This window comes from Legionella quateirensis, assembly GCF_001467955.1.
In the GTDB taxonomy this organism is placed as follows: Bacteria; Pseudomonadota; Gammaproteobacteria; order Legionellales; family Legionellaceae; genus Legionella; species Legionella quateirensis.
In genome coordinates this window covers 100,474-123,371 of record NZ_LNYR01000038.1, presented here as the reverse complement: position 1 = coordinate 123,371, position 22,898 = coordinate 100,474, and the positions used below count along the sequence as shown (strand labels likewise).

Here is a 22,898-nt window from a genome sequence, read left to right as displayed (position 1 = left end):
AAAAGGAGCGCGCATGGAGCATTATCAAGATGATGATATAGTCCGCGTCAAAGAGTTACTGCGACATACAGGCGAATTTATCGCATACTTTGAACTTGCCGAAACCAAGATGTTGGAATGGCGGGAAGAAATTGAACAACAAAATACCAGGTTACTGCACTGTACTCAAACGCTGCATAATGAACTGGCATCAATTAACGAATTGTTATCACAGGCTGGGGCAGCAAAGTTTCGAATAACGGCAGAAAAAGCACTGGCCCAAGGGGAAGCCAATCTGCATACTTTGGAGCGTAGCTGTAATCAATTCACTCTTAATTTTCAGCAGCACCAGGAAAAGCTCAAAACGTTAACAGAGCATTGTATCGATAAAATTGAAAAACACACAACCAAAGCAACGCAAACTATTGCTGCCCAACTGGCTCGATATGACGTTCATCAATTTCATCGCATTGCCAGCGAAAGTTGTGATCATGTCGAGCGAGTTGCAAATGATGCAGTAAACAAGAGCAATAAACTACTGAGCATGTTTCAGTTACGATTTGGACTCTTTGCCGTCTTTACTACGCTCTTAACTGCTTTTGTTATTGTACTTTATCTTAGTGATGAACTTCCTTGGGAAATGCATCATCAAGCCATGAATGAACGAGAAGCAGGAAAAGTGTTACTCCAGGCATGGCCCAATTTAAGTCAGGAAGAAAAAGAAAAAATTTTAAATGATGACGGTTTACGGCATGGTTGATGAGAGATTTCATTTCCTGCATGGTATAGCAAGTCTGGTGATTTTATTCATTGTATTCTTATTGCTCTTTCATTATGTTCAGCAAAAAATAAGGCGATCGAGAATTCAAAATTGGCAGGATTCATTAAACCTGACAGAGCACGCTCAAGTTTTTAACCAGTTATACGCTGCTGTGGATGGATTCTCACTGTCTCGTCTTGCAAGGCAAAACCAGGTTGAAGACGCAATTGAATATACCTATGGCGAAATCGAATTTTTGCCCTTTGTAGCACTATTATCCTTGGTCAATCCTGATTGTGATACTGTATTTTATGATTTGGGGTGCGGAGTAGGAAAAGCGGTAATCGCTTGTGGCATGGTTTATCCCGTACGCAAAAGTGTTGGGGTAGAAATCCTGCCTGAACTCTATGCAAGTGCTTGTACTCAAGTCCAAAAACTGGCGGCAAATCCTGACTATAGGGAGCGAACAGAACACATACAGATTATCAAGAGCGATATTCTGGATGCCGATTTAGATTTAGGAGAAGCAACGCTTATTTTTATTAATTCCACAACGTTCTTTGGTACGACCTGGAATAAACTCAATTCACGGCTCAGTCATTTACCACTAATCAAAACGGTAATTACAACGAGCAAGCCTTTAAAAAGCAGTGATTTTACACGGATAAACAGCACAAAATTACAAATGAGTTGGGGGGTTGTCCCTGTGTTTATTCATGCACGAAAACAAATTTAAACTAACTGGCTTGAAAACATTGAATAATTTATTACCCAGTCTATACTTATAAAACAAAGGAAAATTGTCAGCGCCTGATGTGTCTTGGTAGCAGACTTTAGAACACGCGACAAAACGAGGTGGGTATGATTAAATCGGAACTCATTGAACACATCGCTGCTCGAATGACGCATCTTTCAGAAAAACAAGTAGCTGATGGGATAAATAGAATATTGGAATTAATGAGTGAAGCGCTCATTAATGGCCAACGAATCGAAATAAGGGGATTTGGATCTTTTTCACTGCATTATCGGCCACCGCGAAATGCTCATAATCCCAAGACTGGAGAAAAAGTAGTGACTGAAGCAAAACACAGTCCTCATTTCAAACCAGGCAAAGAGCTTCGCGAACGTGTCGATGCCTCTCGAGCAACGAGCCCATTGCCAGAAGATGATTAACTTTTTATAAGAGCCAGGAACCAATTCGATGTAAGCATCGTTTATCCCGTATTATCTGTGAATACGGGATAACAATTCAAATTGGTGCTTAAGTACGTGGTAAAGTCACACCAGTTTGTCCCTGATATTTTCCACCACGATCACGATAAGAAACAGCACAAACTTCGCTAGCTTCCAGAAACAACATTTGCGCCACGCCTTCATTTGCATAAATTTTAGCAGGTAATGTTGTGGTATTTGAAAACTCCAGAGTCACATGTCCTTCCCACTCAGGTTCTAATGGTGTTACATTCACGATGATTCCACAACGAGCATAAGTAGATTTCCCCAAACAAATAGTCAGTACATTTCGGGGAATTCGAAAATATTCAACTGTTCTCGCCAATGCGAATGAATTTGGCGGTATGATACACACATCGGATGTCACATCAACAAAACTGTTCTCATCAAATGCTTTTGGATCGACAATGGCGGAGTTTATATTTGTAAAAATCTTGAATTCATTAGAGCAACGAACATCATATCCATAGCTCGATACGCCATAAGAAATGATCCGGCCACCTTCATTTTCCCTTACTTGTCCTGATTGAAATGGGGAGATCATACCATGCTCACGCGCCATTTTCTCAATCCATTTATCTGACTTAATTGACACTGTTAAACCTCATTGCTTCTAAAAAATAGAGTTCTATCATAAAAACTGCTCAAACGAAAGTTTGAACTCTGAAAAATCATTTATTTTTTTTAGAAGCCATATGGGATAATAGTTCGCCCAGCTCCATGGGCATGGGGAATATAATCGTTGAATTATTTGTTCCAGCAATCGCAGCTAAGGTTTGCAAATACCTCAATTGCATTGCCTGAGGCTGTTGAGCAAGTACTTGTGAAGCCTGTAATAGTTTCTCAGAAGCCTGCAGTTCGCCCTCAGCATGGATTACTTTAGCTCTTCTGTCCCGCTCAGCCTCTGCCTGCTTGGCAATGGCCCGAATCATGCTCTCATCCAAATCTACTCTTTTTATCTCAACATTGGATACCTTTATACCCCAATTGTCCGTTTGAGAATCCAATATTTTCTGCACATCACTATTTAATCGTTCTCGTTCCGACAGCATCTCATCCAACTCATGTTGTCCAAGTACGGATCGCAGTGTAGTCTGGGCTAATTGACTTGTAGCTTCGAAATAATTTTCCACTTGAATAATTGCATTTTCAGGTACCACTACCCGAAAATACACTACTGCATTAACACGTACTGACACATTGTCTTTGGAAATAACATCCTGACTGGGTACATCCATTACTATAGTGCGTAAATCAACACGAACAACCTGCTGAACAACAGGGATAATCAACACTAAACCGGGCCCTTTCACTTTCCAGAAGCGTCCCAACATAAACACTACGCCCCGTTCATATTCTCTGAAGACCTTAACTGCTGAAACAAGCAGCAAACCAAGTATTATCACTAGTACGCCCAAAAAAGCGCCCATCATCGTCTCCCTAGAATTATTGAATCCCTATGACCGAGGTTCATTCAGCAGTTAAATCCTCTACTACTTCCAATAATAAGCCCTGGATTAATATCACTTTGATATTTTTATCTGCCGCAATGGGCTCTTTTGCCCGAACACTCCAAATCTCACCACGTATTACAGCTTGCCCATCTGGATTAATGTCACCTAATGCTCTTCCTTTTGCACCCACCAGCATAATCAATCCATTTCGTACCCTTTGACGGCGTGATTTTATTATCATACCCAAAACAACAATGAATAATAGAACATTCAAAAACGCCATAGCCCAAATAGCAGACCAAGCTATTTGAAACGCCGCATAGTCAGTATTCATTAACATGATGGATCCGAGCACGAAAGCAATTGTTCCGCCCACACCGAGAACCCCAAAACTTGGAGTAAATGCTTCAGCAATAAGAAATGCCATACCCAAAACAATTAATAATAATCCAGCATAATTTACAGGGAGTAGTTGAAGAGCATACAAAGCCAGGAGCATTGAAACCGCACCAACCACACCAGGTAGAACAAATCCGGGGTTTAAAAACTCAAAGAAAATACCATAAATTCCCAGTAGAATTAACAGATATGCAACAGTCGGATTTGTTATCACTGATAAAAGGCGTGTTCGCCAATCAGGATTGATTTGTTCAATTTGCGGGTTATCCGTATTGAGCGTCATTTTATGATTATTTTGCACTACTGTTATGCCATTTAATTGAGAAAGTAAATCGTATTTATCGGTAGCAATATAGTTAATAGCACCTGAGTCATGTGCCTCAATCGATGTTAATGTAGTGGCATTAATCACTGCATTTTGCGCAAAATCAGGATCCCTTCCTCTTAATTGTGCCAGAGCGCGAATTGTAGCAACTGCATCATTAGTCATTTTTTTATTCATAGTTGTTGTTACTTGATTGGCGTTACTGTCCTGTAATAATCCAGAACTTAAACTGATGGGACTTGCAGCACCTAATTGAGTTCCTGGTGCCATGGCGGCTACAGTGCTGGCATATAATAAATAGGTTCCTGCACTGGCAGCACGCGCTCCATTCGGGCTTACATAGGTCACTATAGGAACTTTTGAAGTTAAGAATTTTTGTATAATCAATCGTGTTGCATCGTCAAGACCACCCGGTGTATCAATTATTACCAGGATCAAATCGGCATTCTGCCCACTGTTGATACCGCGTTCAATATAATCTACCGTTGCCGGACCTATAGGACCTTTTATATTTAATTCTGTAATTTTTGCTGCATTTGCTTTTGGAGTCCCTATGATTATTAAAAGTATAAATATCATTATGGAACAGATCATGCGAATCGAACCTACTTTAGATGGATCACTTAAAACAATATTCCTATGCATGGTAGAGGTTTTTCGCATGCTCTAATCCTTTTATGCGGGTAATATAAGATAAAAGATAGCACAGATTATTCAGGGTCTGTTGAAAATTGCTGTATAACACCTACGTGGCGCGGCTTGTTCGCGCCATCCAGCAGATCTCTGCATACCGCGGACAAGCCGCGGTACGTGGGCCTTTACGAAGAATTAACACACTGAATTGTCAACAGATCCCAGTAACTTGGGATGTTTTGATTTTTAAACGGGAGTTTTATTGCAGTCTGAAAATGGATTCATTTTGACAGACTGCGGTATTGAATAAGATCAGTTCTAGAAATAAACGCCGATTTGGGCTGACACTGTATCTGCTGAACGTCCAGTTCCCAGGGTAGGAAGATTTACAAATCCAGCAGGGGCTGCTCCATTAGCAAATTGTGTTGCACCATAATCTATATCATGTCGATATTCCAGACTTTCAACAGTATCTTTCCATATTGATATGTTGAATACACCAACGAACCTTTGTTGCGGTAAATTCAAAGCTAAAGCATCTTTAGACCATTGATATCCAAGACCAATTGATGAAGGTCTGTTAAATGCTCTAAATGTCATGCCCACTTCAGCCTGAGCAGCTTGTGGTCTTGCGCCTCTACCATTAAAACTCAAATCCTGCGGCCTAAAAGCCTGGGTAGCCCCCACCCATTCAGCAGTGAAATTGTATCGGTCGTACCCTATATTACCGTGTACATCCATGGCCTGAGTTTTTCTTACTGCTTCGTTACCGTTGGTAATTGAACCAAATCCACCAAATGTGGTGCCTACAGTGGAGCCCGTGCTTTGCATGCCTGCCGCATCATCTATCGAACTAATGTAACTCGCACCAATTTCACCTGTCACTTCTTGATATTCAAATATATATCCCAGATTTACACCGCCTACTCCTGACCTCCCTAATATAGTGTCACTTCTATAGGCATAGACTGCAGCAAATGGACCGCTATCTTCCTGAGATTTATACCCTAAAATAAATGGTCTTGTTTTGGTACGTGCGACATTCATAGTTAAAGGGGCGCTGATCATGGAACTTGAGTAACGGCCAAAAGGCACATACAGCTGTCCTGCTGTAAAATACAGCGGAGTTTTATCCAGATTACCTATATTCACAAAGCCCATATTCAGATTAAATGCCGAATTATTAATTCGAGGACCTACTGCTGGAGGGCTCTCATCGTAGGCAATAGCGATATAGGCTTCAACATTCTGATTAAGTGCAGCAGCGATATCCAGCTCACTTGATCCCAGGGTTAGATCACCATTCGTATTACTTCTAAAGGGGTTGTTGATTACACCTACAGGTTCTGACTTTCCACTCAACGCAATAATGGGCATCTGTGGTACGGGGTAGCCAATACTCTGATATGCTCTGTAGAGACGTCGACGTTGTTGCATCAAGCGAATATCCCGGTTGATACTCGAAATATTGACTATATAATCAGAACCATCAAACGCCGGACGATCTCCCAAATAGGGTGAGCTAACTACAGGAGTACCAGCAATATACGTTACGACCCGATCATCAGCGACAAGTGCAGTTGGATAGAACCCTATTGATTCGGGATGTGCTTCAGGAGCATGTACCGTTACATGAGTTGAATAATATTTATCTCTTTTTTTCTTACCTTTCGTCGCTGCAGGAGCTGCTTGAGGAGTACTTTTTTTCGCTGCAGGTTTTACTGTACCAGGTTCATGAGATTTATTACGTGATACCAGTTGCTTTTGCAATCTATCAAGTTGAGTCTGCAAATCTTGAGCCTGGTGTTGCAAACGTTGAATTTCACGTTGAAGTTGTTGGTCATTTTCCGCATATAAGGGGGTTGATAAACAGGCCAGGGCCAATATGATTTTCTTGAACTTCATGCGGGGTACTCCTGTGTATTATTTTTACATCAACATCGAATAGACGATGGATTATATCGTGGCAATTTCTTGATGGCTAGAGTTAAATCCGGATCCATATGCAGATTACGAAAGGCTCTTGAACACAGGAATATTTAGTTTATTTAAATCAAGGAACATAGGTTTTTTAATTGATGAAATGAATAAATCAATTTTTATGAAGAAGTGCTTCATTTAGTGCATGTTCACTACGTACTTTCTTCAGTACTGTTCCATGTACTATTCAGCTTGATAATGATAAAAAAAAAGCCCATATACAATGGGCTTTTTATCAATAATTGAACTATTATGCATTACCTACATATTTAACACCGAAATATGGGCCATAGAGACCATAATCACTGTTATTAGCCTGAACTGTGGTAAAACCACCAATTCCAACTGTTTGTAAGGCATTGAAATAATTCATTACTTGATAACCGCCTTCAATATTCAATACACCTTGAGCCATAGCATAAGCATAATTTAATCCGAGTTTAGCTTCTAAACTGGGAACAATTGCTTTTTTACTGCCATAGCGATCCAACAATACTGCCCCTACAGGTGTACCAGCAAAACCGTAATTAAAGCGACTTGTTCCATAAAGAATTGACCCTGCGCCATTAGCTGTAACACTGAATGCGCTGGTAATATCATATGAATAATCAATTCCTACTACAGGACCAACCCCTTTAAAGTCTGTTTTTTCATATTGATAAACAGCTCCAATTCCGGCTGGAATTAACTGTCTTGGTGAACGGTAAAAATAGGAGGCTGCATTATCGTCTATACTGGCATACTGCAAACCACCATAAAAACGCATCTTTTTAACCAAACCAAAATCTGCATGCTGACCCAACACCAGATTCACCTGATTAAAGTAGGTATCATCTTCAATTCGGTAAGGTGAAGATAGTGGTGCAACTTGTTGTGAAAATGGAATTAAACCAACAAAGCCATCCCGGTTTGAATCATTTTGATAATGTACCCAGGTTACTGTTGCATCATTACCAGTATTAAAATGATAGGAACCTTCTAGCCTATATCCCCAATCCCATTCATTATTAACTTCACGAAATCCCCTAAAAGGCAGAATATCATGTTGATAAGCTTTATCAGCATCATATACTTGTCTTAGATAAAGGGCCTGAACACCAATATCCCAAAGTCTTGCTTCGCATGGAACAGTAACATTTCCGGGTGTACACACTGGTCCCATCGTACCAGCAGCCGCAAAGCTACTTGCTGCTAATCCTAATACAGCTAAAGTCGTCTTTTTTAACATAAATACTCCCTTACGTAAAAAAAAAGCCCATCACCTTAATGACGGGCTCTAAAATAACTCTTAAATTAATAAGAAATTACACATTACCAACATACTTCAAACCAATGTATGGGCCAGAAGCTGAGAAATCAGTTTCGAAACCGGTCAATGATGCTGTGTTATGCATAGCATTGAAGTAGTTGAACCACATGTAACCAACATCCAGAGTTAAATCACCTTGAGCCATTGCGTAAGTGTAATCAGCACCTAATTTAGCTTCAACTTCTGGAACAATCGCATTCTTAGAACCGTAAGCGAAGTTAATTCCATCATTGAAACTGCTAGTACCAACTAAAATTGCAGTAGCTGCTTTAGCGTAAATTCCGAAACCGTTGCCGAATACATAGTTCATGTCAAGTCCGGTACGTGGTCCAAAACCGCTGAACTCAGAATTTGCGTTAGCGAAGAAAACGTTACCTGTGTAACGGTTGTGATCCATTTTGATTCTTGCGTATTGAACACCACCGTGGAAACGCATTTTCTTGTTAGCACTGAAATCAACGAATTGACCTAACTCACCGTTAACAGCATCCCATTTGATGTTGTGACGATAATGATTGACCGCACCGAAGAAATAACCGTCGTTATCAGTATCTAAATGATACCAGTTAACATTGATGTCATTTCCAGTGTTGAAGTGGTAAGAACCTTCTAATTTGAAGCCCCAATCCCAATCATTATTCCAATCTTGGAAGTGATCAAAACCGTTAACACGAACGATTTCACGATATCCCCAATCAGCATCATATACTGGTTGCAAATACAGGGCTGTAATTCCGATATCCCAAGCAGTTCTTTCGCAAGGAACAGTAACGTTACCTGGGGTGCAAACTGGTCCCATAGTACCAGCGAACACTGCACTGCTACCTAAAGCAAGAACAGCTACCGCTGTTTTTTTCAAATTTAACATGCTTATCTCCACTTTTTTATTATTAATTTCCGTTCGTTACCAATTTAATAGTAATCAGCAACAGTACGCATTCTTCGCTCTAATCGAGAGCGTACCTAGATAAATTATCCAGCCGGACTTAAATAAAGTCAACAGTATTGCTGAAATTTCTTAAAAAGTTAACAAATTACACATTACCAACATACTTCAAACCAATGTAAGGGCCAGAAGCTGAGAAATCGCTTTCAAAGCCTGCTGGAGATGCTGTGTTGTGCATAGCATTGAAGTAATTAAACCACATGTAACCAACATCCAAAGTTAAATCACCTTGAGCCATTGCATAAGTGTAATCAGCACCTAACTTAGCTTCAACTTCTGGAACCATCGCGTTCTTAGAACCATAAGCGAAGTTAAGCCCATCATTGAACTTGCTGGTACCAACTAAAATTGCTGCAGCTCCTTTAGCATAGATACCAAAACCATTACCAAATACATAATTCATATCAAGACCGGTACGTGGTCCAAAACCGCTAAATTCAGAGTTTGCGTTGGCAAAGAAGAAACCACCGGTGTAAAAATTGTGATCCATTTGGATTCTTGCATACTGAACACCACCATGGAAACGCATTTTCTTGTTAGCACTGAAATCAACAAATTGACCTAACTCAGCGTTAACAGCATCCCATTTGTCATTGTGACGATAATGATCAACCAGATTAGAATAATAGCCGTTGTTATCTGTATCCAAATGATACCAGTTAACGTTAAGGTCATTTCCAGTGTTGAAATGGTAAGAGCCTTCTAATTTGAAGCCCCAATCCCAATCTTGATTCAAATCCTGGTAGTGATCAAAACCGTTAAAACGAACGATTTCACGATATCCCCAATCAGCATCATATACTGGTTGTAAATACAGGGCTGTAATACCTATATCCCAAGCAGTTCTTTCGCAAGGAACGGTTACATTACCTGGAGTGCAAACTGGTCCCATAGTACCAGCGAACACTGCACTGCTACCTAAAGCAAGAACAGCTACTGCTGTTTTTTTCAAACTAAACATGCCTTGTCTCCACTAAATTATTATTGAGTTCCCATTTTATTGATAACTCACCTTTTAGAGTTGTCAATAGCATGCATTCGTCATTCAGCTTCGAAGCATGCAACGATATGAGTATCAGCACTGATTTTAAAGATGTCAAGAATTTTGGTAAAAAAAGTGAATATTTTCATGGGGATACCATTTTTTTGGGCACGTAATGTAATTTTTGAGCATATGTCAATTTTCTAAACTACGTTAAACAAAACATGAATTGCTCTATTTTTAAGGTGCCGCATTAGCTCTTTTTCATAGTTTGTGTCTTACATCAAATTATTTTGAATGGAGAGCCACTCAATTGATCATGAGTTCAACTGAGTGGCTGGAACGATGATATACCGCTATCTAGACATGCCCCACATATTTCAAACCGAGATAAGGACCCGATTCTGCAAGATCACCTTCAATCCCGCCAATAGGAATAGCAATTGTATTGTGCAATGCATTGAAATAATTAAACCACATATATCCTGCATCCAGAATCAAATCACCTTGAGCCAGCGAATAAGTATAAGCAGCGCCCAGCTTGGCTTCAACTTCAGGAACCATCGCGTTCTTTGAGCCGTAATTGAAGAACACCCCATCATAAAACCGACTGGTTCCGACCAATACAGCAGTTGCCGCTTTAGCATAGACGCCAAGTCCATTTGTGAACACATAATTCATATCAATACCAGTGCGAGGCCCAAATCCGCTGAATTCTGAATCAGCATGACTAAAAAACACACCGCCTCTATAATTATCAAGACTGCCTTTAATTTGTGCGTACTGAACACCGCCATGAAAACGTATCTTCTTGTTCACACTAAAATCAACAAACTGACCTAACTCGCCATTAATTACATTCCATTTCAATTCATGATGAAACGTACGATTAGCGATACCGTAATAACCATTAGTTACAGGATTTAAATACATCCAGTTAACAGTAAGATCATTGCCTGTATTAAAATGATAAGAGCCCTCCAGTTTGAACCCCCAGTCAAAACCATGATTCCAATCATTATAATGATCATATCCGGCCACTGGTACAATACTGCGGTAACCCCAGTCTGCATCCTCTATGGGCTGTAAATACAATGCGGTTAAACCAACATCCCAGGCCGTGCTCTCGCAAGGAACGGTTACATTTCCTGGACTACAAACAGGCCCCATGGTACCTGAAAAACCGGCGCTGCTGCTTAAAAGAAAAACCGTTACTGCCAATTTTTTTAGATGAAACATACCTTGTCTCCATATAAGTGTTTGGTGCAAATGATTAGTACTGCCAAATCAACTCTGTTTCCCACAAAAAAAACATCCACTTGAATTGACTTCAAAGTGGATGCCTCAATCATTTTATCTGTTGCAAAAAACCGTCCGATTAAACATTACCCACATATTTTAAACCAATGTAAGGACCGGAAGCTGAAAAGTCGGTCTCAAAACTACCAGGAAGTCCTACATTTCGCGCTGCATTATTATGTAAGGCGTTGAAGTAATTAAACCACATATAACCAACATCCAAAGTTAAATCACCTTGTGCCATAGCATAAGTATAATCAGCGCCTAATTTAGCCTCAACTTCAGGTACCATCGCATTTTTAGAACCATATGAATTGCCGCAAACCACACAGGCATCATTGAATTTACTGGTACCAACGAGAATTGCTGTAGCAGCTTTTGCATAAATACCGAATCCATTACCAAATACATAATTCATATCAATTCCGGTTCGTGGTCCAAAACCATTAAACTCGGAATGATAACCATCGACATAGGCTCCGTTTAAATGACGATTTACCTGTGTATTAAGGCGCGCATATTGAACACCACCATGGAAGCGCATTTTTTTGTTGGCGCTAAAATCAACGAATTGACCTAGTTCAGCATTAACGGCATCCCATTTGGTGTTATATTGATACAGCTGATCGATAAAAGCCCAGTGATCTGTATCAGCGTCCAGATGAGACCAATTGATATTGATATCATTACCTGTATTAAAGTGATAAGAACCCTCAAGTTTAAAACCCCAGTTCCAATCACCATCAAAATCATGCCAATGTCTGTAATTATTTACATCAACAAAACCGTTATAACCCCAGTTAGCATCGTAAACTGGTTGTAAATACAATGCGGTTATGCCTACATCCCAAGCAGTCGTTTCACAGGGAACAGTGACATTACCCGGAGTACATACGGGGCCCATTGTACCCGCAAATGATGCTCCGCTACCTAAAATCAGCAACGCTATTGTTGTCTTTTTTAAACTCATCATGTCTCTCTCCATCGAATATTTATTTATTCCATTATGATGTAACGCAACAATCAAAACGACAGGACTTACGAAAAAACCCTAGGTCGAGGTAAAAGAAATTTTTAATTAACGAGTTGACCGATTTAAAAATTCCTCTTAACGAGTGGACTGGGTGTTTTCATAAGTCCTGAACAGTAATGCTTTATTTGAATGTTTATGTCAGTAACTTTAAGAGTATCTAAAGTGACCGTATAGAAGTCAAGAATAAATTAAAAATAATTGAATACTATCAGTAGCATGGGAAATTATGAACGCCTGGATTATTTTTTTATCAGTTCAATGACAACACGTCGATTTGCTGCTCGCCCCTCATCAGTATCATTACGTGCAATGGGTTTTTGAGCCCCAAACCAGGTTACAGACAACTTCCTTTTGGGTACTCCAAGCCATAGTAAATAATTTTTTACAGCTTCGGCCCTAAATTGAGAGACTGCATTATTATAGCCTTTACGACCGCTCTCATCGGCATACCCGACAATTCGGATAACATCAATCTGCATATCAGCTGCTACATATTGAGCAATTCGGCGCAACTGGGATTTGTCTTCATCTGTTAACAATTTACTGTCAATGCCAAAATGAAATACGGTATCTTTTACGTCATCATAGTTAAAGGGTAATAACCCTCCCAGACACTGTTGATATTTTGAATAGACTTTCTGAAAGCGAATCGGAGAAAGAGATACAGTAACGCTAAATCCTTCCTCTGATAAGTAATTGAAATTAGCCTGATATCCTTGTGATAAAAAAATTAACAACTTTAATGCCGGTTCGCGATTGAGATATATGCCATATTCACCCGGTTTAATGTAGGAGCGTGCAACGACATAGGAATTTAATAAAAGTGGTTTCCAAACGGGAGGTTTAGCTAAAACCTGAGCTGGCAATGATCTCTGTACTTGATCCCATTTACGTAAAATAAAATGCGGTGGTTTTGTTGCGTATTGTTCAAAATAGCCAATACCGTAATTTGGAATGACAAGTGACAATCCACAACGAAGAGGATTTCCACTCATTTTCCATTGTTCATCACCCATGGGACTGGCATAATCTATATGTGGCACTGCTATGGCACTCGTCATATAGAGCATGCTACTCACTAAACTTGCCAATATACTTTTGCCTGAAATATGTCCAAGTGCCATTTTTTGCTCATCCCAATGACCTAATTCATGATATCCTTATGTATCGGCAATGATGCAGGAATCTTTATTATGCACACCCTAATTATTAACCGCCCGGATGACTGGCATGTTCATCTCAGAGACGGAGACCAATTGCTCCATACGGTTCCAGCAACAGCTCAACATTTTGCACGCGCATTGGTTATGCCAAATTTAAAGCCAGCCCTTACTACCATGCCATTATTACAAAACTACAGGAACAGGATAGTTTCTGCTATACCTGAAGGTAATTCTTTTATTCCTTATATGACTTATTATCTGAATGAATCTGTGTCAGCTGATGAACTGCACTCAGCCGCATCAGAACCCTATATTTTAGGCGCAAAATTGTATCCTGCAGGAGCAACAACCAATTCTGAGGCAGGTGCCAAATCATTAAATGCACTTTATCCATTATTTGAGGTCATGCAGAGCAATAATTTAGTCTTACAAATCCATGGAGAGGTAACTCATAGTGATATCTTTGAGCGAGAAGCATTATTCATTGATGAATATTTAAAACCCATAATCACTAACTTTCCAAAATTGAGAGTGGTACTGGAGCATATATCGACCAAAACTGCAGTTGATTTTGTTAGTGAAGCTCCTCAGACCGTTGCCGCCACAATTACCCCTCATCATCTTTTATATAATCGCAATCATCTACTAGCCGGAGGAATAAGACCTCATTATTATTGTTTGCCCATTTTAAAACATGAGAAGGATCAACGAGCCCTGCAACTTGCGATCAGTAGTGGCTCTCCCAAATTTTTCGCAGGTACAGACAGCGCCCCTCATGCCATATCAACAAAGGAAAATGCCTGCGGTTGTGCCGGAATTTACTCGGCTCCGTTTGCAGTTGCCCTTTATACCCAGATGTTTGATGAGCTCAATCAGTTAAATAAGCTCAATCATTTTTTGAGTGTGTTCGGTGCTGAATTTTATCAATTGCCAATTAATAGAGATCAGATTGAACTGGTGAAAATCCCACAAAACATTCCTAATGAAATGCCTTTTGGACAGAGTCAGGTCGTTCCAATGGCTGCAGGACAAACGCTGCCCTGGAGTATCTATGACCAAGAGTAATACTATTTTAAGCATCAACATTAAAGAACGATTCCGTGGGTTTTTGCCTGTAGTTGTTGATGTTGAGACTGCCGGTTTAGTGCCTCATAAAAATGCGCTTTTAGAAATGTGTATCGTTTTAGTTGACATGGACTCCGAGGGACAACTAAGACGGGGAGATAGTTATTTTGAACACATCCTGCCCTTTTCCGGAGCAGAGTTAGACCAGAAATCTCTGGAATTTAACCAAATCGACCCATTCCAGCCTTTACGTTTTGCAGTGGATGAGAAAGTAGCTCTGGAACGATTATTTCAACCAATCTTCACCGCGTTAAAAAAAACACGTTGTCAAAGAGCGGTGCTCGTCGGACATAATGCATGGTTTGATTTATTATTCATAAAAGAAGCAATTAAAAGAACAGGGGTAAAATCACCATTCCATGCATTTACCTGCTTTGATACCGCAACTCTGGGTGGCTTGATTTATGGACAAACCGTATTGGCTAAAGCGGCTCATGCGGCAGGAATCCCATTTGATCCTAACGAGGCTCATTCAGCTATTTACGATGCCGAAAAGACTGCGGATTTATTTTGTGTCATGACGAATCAATGGCGTAAATTGTCGATGTTATAATTTGGAGAGAAACACTATCCGGAAACGTGGCTCATCACAAAGTGATGGCTCCCGTTCCCGGATTATAGCTTTTTATAAAGAATCAGAATGCTCAGCCAGATATGCGGCAACACCTTGGGGAGAAGCTTTCATACCTGCATCACCTTTTTTCCATCCAGCAGGACAGACTTCACCGTGTTCTTCAAAATATTGAACAGCATCTACTGTACGGATGATTTCATCAATATTTCGACCAATTGGCAGATCATTAACAATTTGAGAACGAACCATTCCATTGGTATCAATGATAAAAGCACCGCGGAAGGCAATACCAGCAACAGGATGCTCAACACCATATGATTGACATATGCTATGAGTCATATCTGCAGCCATTGTATAACGAACAGGTCCTATTCCACCATTTTTTACCGGGGTATTTCTGTACGCATTATGAGTAAAGTGAGAGTCAATAGAAACCGCGACTACCTCAACATTTCTGCTTTTAAATTCTTCAATCCGATGATCAAGGGCAATCAGCTCAGATGGGCAAACAAAAGTAAAATCCAGTGGATAGAAAAATACTACGCCGTATTTACCTTTTAAATGTTCATGTAAATTAAATTTATCAACGATTTCACCTGTACCCATTACTGCCGCTACAGTAAAATCTGGTGCCTTACGCCCGACTAATACACTCATTCTATGATCTCCATTGCAATACGCGAAGTTATCTTCACGCTATTATTATAATTATGCAGCAATCGCATCACGTAACATGGGCTCCAATTCACCTTGCTGAAACATATCAGCAATGATGTCAGAACCACCAATCAATTCACCTTTCACATAGAGTTGCGGGAAAGTAGGCCAATCAGAAACCTGAGGTAAAACCTGACGGATATCTGGATTCGCAAGAATATCAACATAGGCAAAGTTTACACCACAAGCTTCAATGCACTGGACCGCGCGCGCGGAAAACCCACATTGTGGCATCTTGGGTGTTCCTTTCATATAAAGCATAATTGCATTTTCTTCAATTTGCTTTTTAATTTTATCTAAAGTATCCACTTATGCACCTTTTAAATAAATAAATCCTACCAATTATGGCGAAAACCTGACAAGGTCGCAACTAATGATTCGCATTTGCATTATGATGCAGTAAATCAACCATACTGGCAACCTGATGCTTTTTCACCAATAAGGGGTATTATTTGATAAAACAAGTCAATTTGGACTAATAGTATACACTAATTTTGCAAATAATAATAATCAGGACTTACGAAATACTTTAGGGTCAAGACAAAAAGAAGTGATAATGAGAGGGTTTTCCTTAAGTCCTGATAATAAAATGCTATTTCAAGCACATTGAATATCGCATCCATCCTGCTACACTAGGCGCTTTATAAATCGGAGATTATAATGACATTTACCCTGCCTCAATTACCCTATGCTCTGGACGCACTTGCGCCTCATATATCTAAGGAAACTTTGGAGTACCATTACGGCAAGCATCATAATGCCTACGTTAATAATTTAAACAAACTCATTGTCGGCACTGAATTTGAAACAATGAGTCTGGAAGACATTATCATGAAGGCAAAAGGCGGGATTTTTAATAATGCTGCCCAAGTGTGGAATCATACATTTTATTGGCATAGTCTTAGTCCAAATGGCGGCGGTGAGCCTAAAGGAAAACTGGCCGAAGCGATTAATAAAAATTTCGGTACCTTTGCAGCGTTCAAAGAGCAATTCACCCAAGCTGCAGCAACGACCTTCGGTTCCGGTTGGGCTTGGCTTGTCCAAGATGCTACTGGCGCGATGAAAATTATCAGTACCAGTAATGCGGGCACTCCTATGACCGATGGATTAACTGCCTTATTAACTTGTGATGTATGGGAACATGCCTATTACATTGATTACCGAAATTTACGCCCCGATTACATTAATGCATTCTGGTCGTTAGTAAACTGGGATTTTGTTAGCAACAATATGAAATAATTTTTAAGGACGAAAGGGAGACATCATGGCTTTAATTACGACCTACAATCCAATGCCCGTAACCTTTACGCATGGTAAGGGAGTTTGGCTGTACGATGAACAGGGAAAAGAATATCTCGACGGTTTGAGCGGTATAGCGGTTTGTGGGCTTGGCCATGCACACCCCGAAGTGACACGGACCATTCAGGAACAGGCAGCAAAATTACTGCATACTTCTAATACTTTTCACATTAAAGAACAAGAATTACTTGCTGCAAAACTTACTGCTATGGCTGGAATGGATCAAGTGTTCTTTGCCAACTCAGGTGCTGAGGCTAATGAAGCAGCCATAAAATTAACCCGTCTTTTTGGTCATAAAAAAGGTATTGAAACGCCTTCAATCATTGTAATGGAGCGAGCGTTCCATGGACGAACAATGGCTACTTTAACTGCATCGGGCAGCCGCAAAGTTCAAGCAGGTTTTGAACCATTGGTTCCCGGATTTATTCGAGCTCCTTTTAATGACCTTGATGCCATACACACCATAGCCGCCAACAGAGAAGACGTGGTTGCGGTCATGTTAGAGCCTATTCAGGGTGAGGGCGGAATTTATCCCGCGGAAGAGGGATACCTTAAATCATTAGCCCAGCTCTGCGAACAACATGACTGGATGCTTATTTTAGATGAAATCCAGACAGGTAATGGCCGAACCGGTAAACTGTTTTCCTGCATGCATTACGCTATTCAACCCGATATTCTAACTACTGCCAAAGGACTGGGAAATGGGATACCCATCGGTGCCTGTCTCATGAGTAAAAGGGCTAAAGATCTGTTTAAACCTGGCAATCATGGTTCAACATTTGGAGGTAATTCTCTGGCATGCGCGACCGCGTTGACCGTTTTAAATGTAATCGAACGCGATAAACTCTGCGAAAAAGTCACCAAAAACAGCGGGCTGCTGATGGATAAATTGATTAGCAACCTGGGGGAACATCCTCATGTTAAAGCCATAAGAGGCAAAGGCTATATGATAGGTATAGAGCTGGACAGACCCGCAACTGACATGCGAGCTATCGGTCTTGCCAATGGAATCTTGTTTAATATCACAGCAGATACCGTAGTCAGGCTGTTACCGCCTTTAATTATCAGTGAAGATGAAATCGATGAACTGGTCAATCGTTTAACGCGAACCATTAATCAATTTACCGCTTAAAAATAAGGGGCATTTTACAATGCCCCTTATTTATTTGATCAGAACAACGCATAGACGAGGATAATACCCCAGGTAAGCGCAGCATTAATCCCAACAACAAAAATTGCTGCAGATGCAAGATCTTTAGCTAGACCTGACAAAGGATGCTGTTCCAAACTAATTCTATCTACAGTGGTTTCAATAGCTGAATTAAGTAACTCAACAACAAGAAGCATTAAGACTGATCCAATCAACAGTATACACTCTACAGCGTTATTCCCCAGCACAAAGGCACAAGGTATGGCACAGATCACAAGCACCAGCTCAAATTTAAATGCCCACTCAAAACGACAGGCATATTTAAGGCCATTCCAGGAGTTTTTAAACGCTTTATAAAAATGAATAATACCTTCTACCATTTATTCGAACACTCCTGTCTTTAAATTACTGTCCTGAAGCGGCTCCACTTCATGCACATCACCAAAACTGTACTTATTTATTTTTTTCCGAGCGTAGCTGGTGCAAATACTGACTCACCTCTATCGCTTGATTTGTAAATATCCAGTTTATTCCTCGGTTTAACTCCCTGTACAAACTGTTTTTGGAGTTCACAAAGCCCACCCCGGAAACTTGATTGGCTTCATTTAGTTTATTTCTTTTTTTATTAGTTAAAAGCAAATAACTCCCCATAACGCCACCGTACTGTTCCCTGATACTCAATTCACAAAATTGGTTCACATTATTATGGACTGCAACCAATAATAATGATTTTTTGGGGAACAAAGTCAATGAATCAAAAATAGAAGCGTCTAAAGCTAACAAATGAAAATCTTTGGCGGGTGACAATCCTCGCAAAATGTTCATTAAAGCGAGCTCATCCTTAAATGGTGATTTTAATTCTATGAATAAATGCAAATCACTACTGTACTCAGCAATCACTTCTGCAAGGGACGGAATATCCGGTACTAGAGAGCGCAACTCGTTAAATGTCAAATCAGAAATGGTTGCATCATGCCCCCACAATCGATTAAGTGTTATGTCATGATTTACAACAAAGACTCCATCTGCGGTAGCATGTACATCGAATTCGATTCCCCAGCACCCTGCATTTCTTGCCAAATGGAATGCTTCATGGGTGTTTTCAATAATTCCTCTGGAATTATTATGGGCGCCTCTATGCGCAATTATCTTTGCATGTTCAACATGCATTGACTGTGGCTTCTGCCTTGGTACCATAGAAAAGCAGCCATCCATCATTTTTTCTGTTAACGTGAGTAACACCCTATGCATCCCTATCTTCTGATGACAAATAAAATCATTTTATGCTGATGAAGGTTAAAAGGCAAAACAGAATATCACTACAAAATATATAAAAATCAACTACACTAGATGTATCAAGCGATTGGATGTTTTTCGTAATTCCTGTGAATAATAACAAGGAGTGTTGCAATGACTGTAAAAATAACAAAACATGGGATGGAATTAATAAAAGATTGTCTGCTCAACAAAAACACCGCCTTTAGCACAGAGGAACGGGATAAATATGGATTACATGGCCTGCTTCCTTCAACTATTGAGACTATTGAAGAACAGGTTGCCCGCTGCCGTGATGCTTATAAATTAAAAGAAACTCCACTAGAAAAGCACATCTATTTACGAGTTCTTCAAGATTATAATGAGGTACTCTTTTATCGCTTTATAATTGAAAATCTGGAAGAAATAATGCCCATTATTTATACACCAGTAGTCGGCTTGGCTTGCGAGCAATTTTCTCATATTTACCGACAACCGAGAGGTTTATTTCTAAGTTACCCAGTCCGGGATAAAATGGATGAGATAATCAAATCGATTGCCTCATCACGAAACATAAGCGTTATTGTCGTCACCGACGGTGAGCGAATCCTTGGCTTAGGTGATCAAGGAGCAGGAGGTTTAGGGATTCCTATTGGCAAACTGTCCCTCTATACCAGTTGTGGTGGTATAGAGCCTTCTAAAACGCTCCCGATTATTCTGGATGTCGGAACCAACAATCAGGAACGCTTGAATGATCCTGAATACATTGGCTGGAGACATGAACGTATTTCAGGTAAAGACTATGACGACTTTGTCGATCAATTTGTACAAAGTATCAAAAAGCATATGCCTCACGTTTTACTCCAGTTTGAAGATTTTGCCCAACAACATGCTTATCCATTACTCGAACGTTATAAAGATCAATTATGTACCTTTAATGATGACATACAAGGTACGGCTGCCGTAGCTGTCGCAGCGATTATTGCTGCAACGCGAGTTGCTGGAACTCCCTTAAAAGATCAGCGCATTGCACTGCTAGGGGCAGGTTCTGCAGGTTGTGGCATCAGTGAACAACTGGTTCATGCCATGATGAGCCAGGGCTTGGCAGAGGCTGAAGCCCGATCTCGTTTTTATTTAGTCGACAGAAATGGCTTACTTCATGACGGCATGACCGATCTGTTACCGTTTCAAAAAGGATTCACTCAACCCCAGCAATCATTAAAAAACTGGGACCTACATAATTCAGAGCAAATCAGCTTAAACGATGTAATCATCAATGCAAAACCGACAATTCTCCTTGGTGTATCAGGACAACCCAAACAGTTTACTGAATCCATGATCAAATCAATGGCTGGTTATTGTCAAAGACCCATAATATTTCCTTTATCAAATCCAACCTCCCGTGTAGAGGCTGTTCCTGAGGACCTGTTAAACTGGACTTCTGGAAAGGCATTAATTGCAACCGGCAGTCCATTTGATCCGATAGAGTTTAACGGTCAAAAATACGATATCGCTCAATGCAATAATTCTTATATATTCCCGGGTGTCGGTTTGGGCGTTGTTGCAGGTAAAGCGAAAAGAGTCACGGATAACATGATGATGGCTGCGGCTATTGCCTTAAGTGAGTTGGCACCAGCCGTAGAAACTGGAGTAGGACGTCTTTTGCCGGAACTCTCGTCAATTAGAACAGTGAGCCGACATATAGCCAAAGCCGTAATCAATCAGGGCATCAAAGAAGGGCATATCAATGCGATGATCGACACTGAAATTGATAAAGCCATTGATGCAACAATGTGGACTCCCCATTACGAGAGCTATATCTAAATATAAGTGATTAAGGTTGGGCATTTTGTTCAGATGAATCATTCATCTTAATACCATGATTAAGACTGGTGGATTGATAATCCACCAGTCTTAAAGTCAGCAGCTCATCCAATACCTAGTCAAAAGATGAAACACCTCTTCTTTTGTATCAGTTAAGATATACTTACCTGCTAATCTAATAATCAGTATTAGATCTGGAGCACAATGGGTTCTTTTAAAGTTATTTTTATTCTTTACTATTCCATTACCGGGGCGATCTGTGTAAAAATAATGCTCTGTTGTTACCCACTCTCTTCGGCCTGTTTCCTTTATTATATAAAACTACTAATGAGACCCATTTATGTCGCTAATAACCACTAGACTGAATCGAGCAATTCTTGATTTAAAGGATGGAAAACCTGTTGCCATTCCAACAGAGACCGTTTATGGATTAGCAGCGCTGATCAATAGAGAAAAGGCTATAAAAGCTGTTTTCACCATGAAAAACAGACCATTAAATCATCCATTAATTGTTCATGTAGCAGAGCACTGGGATTTGAAAGAGCTTGTGGAGGAGATCCCTGAGTACGCACAATTATTAATTAAAAAATTTTGGCCAGGCCCTCTTACCTTGGTATTACGTTGCAAAGAAAACCAAATTAACCCATTAATTACTGGCGGCCAATCCACCGTAGCCATAAGATGCCCTGCTCACCCGATTGCCCAAAAATTATTACAGAAGCTCGACACCCCTATAGTTGCTCCATCAGCAAATCCTTTTGGCAAAGTCAGCCCAACTACTGCTTTACACGTAAAGCAATCATTTAAAGATCAGGAATTATTAATTCTGGATGGCGGTCGATGCAGTATTGGCATTGAATCCACTATAATTGATGCAACAGATCCCGATACTTATCAAATTTTGCGTCATGGTCTAATTGATGAAAAAGCAATAGCAGCGGTCATTCCTACTCGTTACGCCCCCAAAGAAAACACCATTCGAGTTCCTGGTAAGTTAGAGAGTCACTATCAACCCCAGAAAAACCTGTACTATTTTGACCAGTTTGAAACCCTTTCACGTTTTTGCCAGAGAAGAGAGGGCGATGTTTATGTTATCGCCAGTCAACAACCTCCAGGAGTGGAAATCAACCATTTTCATCTTCTAGCTGACAATCCTGAAAAAGCTGCCTACGATTTATATTACCAGCTCAGGTATGCCGACGCGTCCAATGCCATCTGCATCGCAATTGAACTGCCACCAGAACAAAGTGAATGGCAAGGTGTCAGAGAACGAATACTTAAAGCTGGGTTACCTTACTCAAAATAAAAAAATAATTGACATAACCCTATATTTTGCGTAACGTAGCGCACTATGCCGAGGTGGTGGAATTGGTAGACACGCTAGCTTCAGGTGCTAGTGGGGGTAACCCCGTGGAGGTTCGAGTCCTCTTCTCGGTACCATTGATTCAGTTTAATTCATT

At 40.2% G+C, this 22,898-nt stretch carries 23 protein-coding genes and 1 tRNA gene; 10 read left to right on the top strand and 14 right to left on the bottom strand.

Translation table 11 applies throughout. The annotated features are described in order from the left end of the window. Nucleotides 1–13 precede the first annotated feature (13 nt). From Lqua_RS13900 to Lqua_RS13890, 3 genes are all read left to right on the top strand, one after another. Nucleotides 14–739 carry a periphilin-like transcriptional regulatory Lge1 domain-containing protein gene (locus Lqua_RS13900; RefSeq protein ID WP_058474880.1) on the top strand — a complete coding sequence of 242 codons (726 nt, stop codon included), beginning with the start codon at nt 14–16 and terminating at the stop codon, nt 737–739. Continuing rightward, nucleotides 732–1,475, top strand: a complete 744-nt coding sequence (locus Lqua_RS13895) for a class I SAM-dependent methyltransferase (RefSeq protein WP_058474879.1) — start codon at nt 732–734, stop codon at nt 1,473–1,475. Before Lqua_RS13900 ends, Lqua_RS13895 begins: the two co-directional genes overlap by 8 nt. 125 nt (nt 1,476–1,600) lie before the next feature. Beyond that, nucleotides 1,601–1,912 (top strand): integration host factor subunit beta, encoded by a 312-nt coding sequence (locus Lqua_RS13890; RefSeq protein WP_058474878.1) that lies wholly within the window; start codon nt 1,601–1,603, stop codon nt 1,910–1,912. A gap of 88 nt (nt 1,913–2,000) precedes the next feature. Here the strand turns inward: Lqua_RS13890 and dcd are convergent, their stop codons facing one another. The 10 genes from dcd to Lqua_RS13840 form a co-directional block, all read right to left on the bottom strand. After that, on the bottom strand, nt 2,001–2,567 hold the full coding sequence (gene dcd, locus Lqua_RS13885) for a dCTP deaminase (protein ID WP_058474877.1): 567 nt from the start codon (nt 2,565–2,567) through the stop codon (nt 2,001–2,003). Nucleotides 2,568–2,643: 76 nt separating this feature from the next. After that, the gene (locus Lqua_RS13880) at nt 2,644–3,402 is read right to left on the bottom strand and encodes a slipin family protein (RefSeq protein WP_058474876.1); all 759 of its coding nucleotides are present in this window, start codon (nt 3,400–3,402) and stop codon (nt 2,644–2,646) included. 40 nt (nt 3,403–3,442) lie between these two features. Then, a complete protein-coding gene (locus Lqua_RS13875) occupies nt 3,443–4,744 on the bottom strand; it encodes an NfeD family protein (RefSeq protein WP_238585590.1) in 1,302 nt (433 codons plus the stop codon). A gap of 357 nt (nt 4,745–5,101) precedes the next feature. Further along, on the bottom strand, nt 5,102–6,688 hold the full coding sequence (locus Lqua_RS13870) for an LbtU family siderophore porin (RefSeq protein ID WP_058474875.1): 1,587 nt from the start codon (nt 6,686–6,688) through the stop codon (nt 5,102–5,104). A gap of 325 nt (nt 6,689–7,013) precedes the next feature. Then, nucleotides 7,014–7,991 carry an Lpg1974 family pore-forming outer membrane protein gene (locus tag Lqua_RS13865; protein WP_058474874.1) on the bottom strand — a complete coding sequence of 326 codons (978 nt, stop codon included), beginning with the start codon at nt 7,989–7,991 and terminating at the stop codon, nt 7,014–7,016. A 76-nt stretch (nt 7,992–8,067) separates the two neighbouring features. Beyond that, nucleotides 8,068–8,940: an Lpg1974 family pore-forming outer membrane protein gene (locus Lqua_RS13860; protein WP_058474873.1), complete on the bottom strand. Its 873-nt coding sequence runs from the start codon at nt 8,938–8,940 to the stop codon at nt 8,068–8,070. A 166-nt stretch (nt 8,941–9,106) separates the two neighbouring features. After that, complete coding sequence (locus Lqua_RS13855) at nt 9,107–9,979, bottom strand: Lpg1974 family pore-forming outer membrane protein (protein ID WP_058474872.1); 873 nt, start codon at nt 9,977–9,979, stop codon at nt 9,107–9,109. Between the two features lie 381 nt (nt 9,980–10,360). Then, a complete protein-coding gene (locus tag Lqua_RS13850) occupies nt 10,361–11,239 on the bottom strand; it encodes an Lpg1974 family pore-forming outer membrane protein (protein WP_058474871.1) in 879 nt (292 codons plus the stop codon). A gap of 139 nt (nt 11,240–11,378) precedes the next feature. Beyond that, nucleotides 11,379–12,272: an Lpg1974 family pore-forming outer membrane protein gene (locus Lqua_RS13845; protein WP_058474870.1), complete on the bottom strand. Its 894-nt coding sequence runs from the start codon at nt 12,270–12,272 to the stop codon at nt 11,379–11,381. Between the two features lie 299 nt (nt 12,273–12,571). Next, entirely contained in the window at nt 12,572–13,402 is an 831-nt protein-coding gene (locus Lqua_RS13840) for an OmpA family protein (protein WP_338011281.1), read from the bottom strand. 123 nt (nt 13,403–13,525) lie between these two features. Between Lqua_RS13840 and pyrC the strand changes: the two genes are divergently transcribed. After that, complete coding sequence (gene pyrC / locus Lqua_RS13835) at nt 13,526–14,560, top strand: dihydroorotase (protein WP_058474868.1); 1,035 nt, start codon at nt 13,526–13,528, stop codon at nt 14,558–14,560. Beyond that, on the top strand, nt 14,547–15,173 hold the full coding sequence (gene rnt, locus Lqua_RS13830; RefSeq protein ID WP_058474867.1) for a ribonuclease T: 627 nt from the start codon (nt 14,547–14,549) through the stop codon (nt 15,171–15,173). Before pyrC ends, rnt begins: the two co-directional genes overlap by 14 nt. 72 nt (nt 15,174–15,245) lie before the next feature. On the opposite strand, the gene Lqua_RS13825 is transcribed toward rnt, so the two are convergent. Both Lqua_RS13825 and grxD read right to left on the bottom strand, forming a co-directional pair. Beyond that, nucleotides 15,246–15,851, bottom strand: coding sequence for a peroxiredoxin (locus Lqua_RS13825; RefSeq protein ID WP_058474866.1), 606 nt, complete (start codon nt 15,849–15,851; stop codon nt 15,246–15,248). A 51-nt stretch (nt 15,852–15,902) separates the two neighbouring features. Beyond that, nucleotides 15,903–16,172, bottom strand: a complete 270-nt coding sequence (grxD, locus tag Lqua_RS13820; RefSeq protein ID WP_238400571.1) for a Grx4 family monothiol glutaredoxin — start codon at nt 16,170–16,172, stop codon at nt 15,903–15,905. Between the two features lie 399 nt (nt 16,173–16,571). On the opposite strand from grxD, the gene sodB reads away from it, so the two are divergent. Together sodB and Lqua_RS13810 are read left to right on the top strand one after the other, a co-directional pair. Next, entirely contained in the window at nt 16,572–17,150 is a 579-nt protein-coding gene (gene sodB / locus Lqua_RS13815) for a superoxide dismutase [Fe] (protein WP_058474864.1), read from the top strand. A 25-nt stretch (nt 17,151–17,175) separates the two neighbouring features. Beyond that, a complete protein-coding gene (locus Lqua_RS13810; RefSeq protein WP_058474863.1) occupies nt 17,176–18,342 on the top strand; it encodes an aspartate aminotransferase family protein in 1,167 nt (388 codons plus the stop codon). Nucleotides 18,343–18,380: 38 nt separating this feature from the next. Here Lqua_RS13810 and Lqua_RS13805 read toward each other — a convergent pair whose 3' ends face one another. Both Lqua_RS13805 and Lqua_RS13800 read right to left on the bottom strand, forming a co-directional pair. After that, nucleotides 18,381–18,740 carry a diacylglycerol kinase gene (locus Lqua_RS13805; RefSeq protein WP_058474862.1) on the bottom strand — a complete coding sequence of 120 codons (360 nt, stop codon included), beginning with the start codon at nt 18,738–18,740 and terminating at the stop codon, nt 18,381–18,383. 73 nt (nt 18,741–18,813) lie between these two features. Beyond that, entirely contained in the window at nt 18,814–19,602 is a 789-nt protein-coding gene (locus tag Lqua_RS13800; protein WP_058474861.1) for a glycerophosphodiester phosphodiesterase, read from the bottom strand. Nucleotides 19,603–19,770: 168 nt separating this feature from the next. On the opposite strand from Lqua_RS13800, the gene Lqua_RS13795 reads away from it, so the two are divergent. The 3 genes from Lqua_RS13795 to Lqua_RS13785 all read left to right on the top strand — a co-directional run bounded on the left by Lqua_RS13795 (nt 19,771) and on the right by Lqua_RS13785 (nt 22,878). Continuing rightward, nucleotides 19,771–21,438, top strand: coding sequence for an NAD-dependent malic enzyme (locus tag Lqua_RS13795; RefSeq protein WP_058474860.1), 1,668 nt, complete (start codon nt 19,771–19,773; stop codon nt 21,436–21,438). A gap of 340 nt (nt 21,439–21,778) precedes the next feature. Continuing rightward, nucleotides 21,779–22,744, top strand: a complete 966-nt coding sequence (locus tag Lqua_RS13790; protein WP_058474859.1) for an L-threonylcarbamoyladenylate synthase — start codon at nt 21,779–21,781, stop codon at nt 22,742–22,744. A gap of 47 nt (nt 22,745–22,791) precedes the next feature. Further along, nucleotides 22,792–22,878, top strand: a tRNA-Leu gene (locus tag Lqua_RS13785). Nucleotides 22,879–22,898: the final 20 nt, after the last annotated feature.

What these genes read in the sequence shown, in the direction of transcription:
- Lqua_RS13890 (WP_058474878.1), top strand. Translation starts at nt 1,601, where the DNA reads ATGATTAAATCGGAACTCATTGAACACATCGCTGCTCGAATGACGCAT.
- Lqua_RS13850 (WP_058474871.1), bottom strand. Translation starts at nt 11,239, where the DNA reads ATGTTTCATCTAAAAAAATTGGCAGTAACGGTTTTTCTTTTAAGCAGC.
- Lqua_RS13810 (WP_058474863.1), top strand. Translation starts at nt 17,176, where the DNA reads ATGGCTTTAATTACGACCTACAATCCAATGCCCGTAACCTTTACGCAT.
- Lqua_RS13900 (WP_058474880.1), top strand. Translation starts at nt 14, where the DNA reads ATGGAGCATTATCAAGATGATGATATAGTCCGCGTCAAAGAGTTACTG.
- Lqua_RS13845 (WP_058474870.1), bottom strand. Translation starts at nt 12,272, where the DNA reads ATGATGAGTTTAAAAAAGACAACAATAGCGTTGCTGATTTTAGGTAGC.
- Lqua_RS13865 (WP_058474874.1), bottom strand. Translation starts at nt 7,991, where the DNA reads ATGTTAAAAAAGACGACTTTAGCTGTATTAGGATTAGCAGCAAGTAGC.
- sodB (WP_058474864.1), top strand. Translation starts at nt 16,572, where the DNA reads ATGACATTTACCCTGCCTCAATTACCCTATGCTCTGGACGCACTTGCG.
- Lqua_RS13840 (WP_338011281.1), bottom strand. Translation starts at nt 13,402, where the DNA reads ATGCTCTATATGACGAGTGCCATAGCAGTGCCACATATAGATTATGCC.
- Lqua_RS13870 (WP_058474875.1), bottom strand. Translation starts at nt 6,688, where the DNA reads ATGAAGTTCAAGAAAATCATATTGGCCCTGGCCTGTTTATCAACCCCC.
- Lqua_RS13795 (WP_058474860.1), top strand. Translation starts at nt 19,771, where the DNA reads ATGACTGTAAAAATAACAAAACATGGGATGGAATTAATAAAAGATTGT.
- Lqua_RS13790 (WP_058474859.1), top strand. Translation starts at nt 21,779, where the DNA reads ATGTCGCTAATAACCACTAGACTGAATCGAGCAATTCTTGATTTAAAG.
- Lqua_RS13895 (WP_058474879.1), top strand. Translation starts at nt 732, where the DNA reads ATGGTTGATGAGAGATTTCATTTCCTGCATGGTATAGCAAGTCTGGTG.
- pyrC (WP_058474868.1), top strand. Translation starts at nt 13,526, where the DNA reads ATGCACACCCTAATTATTAACCGCCCGGATGACTGGCATGTTCATCTC.
- Lqua_RS13860 (WP_058474873.1), bottom strand. Translation starts at nt 8,940, where the DNA reads ATGTTAAATTTGAAAAAAACAGCGGTAGCTGTTCTTGCTTTAGGTAGC.
- Lqua_RS13805 (WP_058474862.1), bottom strand. Translation starts at nt 18,740, where the DNA reads ATGGTAGAAGGTATTATTCATTTTTATAAAGCGTTTAAAAACTCCTGG.
- Lqua_RS13880 (WP_058474876.1), bottom strand. Translation starts at nt 3,402, where the DNA reads ATGGGCGCTTTTTTGGGCGTACTAGTGATAATACTTGGTTTGCTGCTT.
- grxD (WP_238400571.1), bottom strand. Translation starts at nt 16,172, where the DNA reads ATGCTTTATATGAAAGGAACACCCAAGATGCCACAATGTGGGTTTTCC.
- Lqua_RS13855 (WP_058474872.1), bottom strand. Translation starts at nt 9,979, where the DNA reads ATGTTTAGTTTGAAAAAAACAGCAGTAGCTGTTCTTGCTTTAGGTAGC.
- Lqua_RS13825 (WP_058474866.1), bottom strand. Translation starts at nt 15,851, where the DNA reads ATGAGTGTATTAGTCGGGCGTAAGGCACCAGATTTTACTGTAGCGGCA.
- rnt (WP_058474867.1), top strand. Translation starts at nt 14,547, where the DNA reads ATGACCAAGAGTAATACTATTTTAAGCATCAACATTAAAGAACGATTC.
- Lqua_RS13875 (WP_238585590.1), bottom strand. Translation starts at nt 4,744, where the DNA reads ATGATCTGTTCCATAATGATATTTATACTTTTAATAATCATAGGGACT.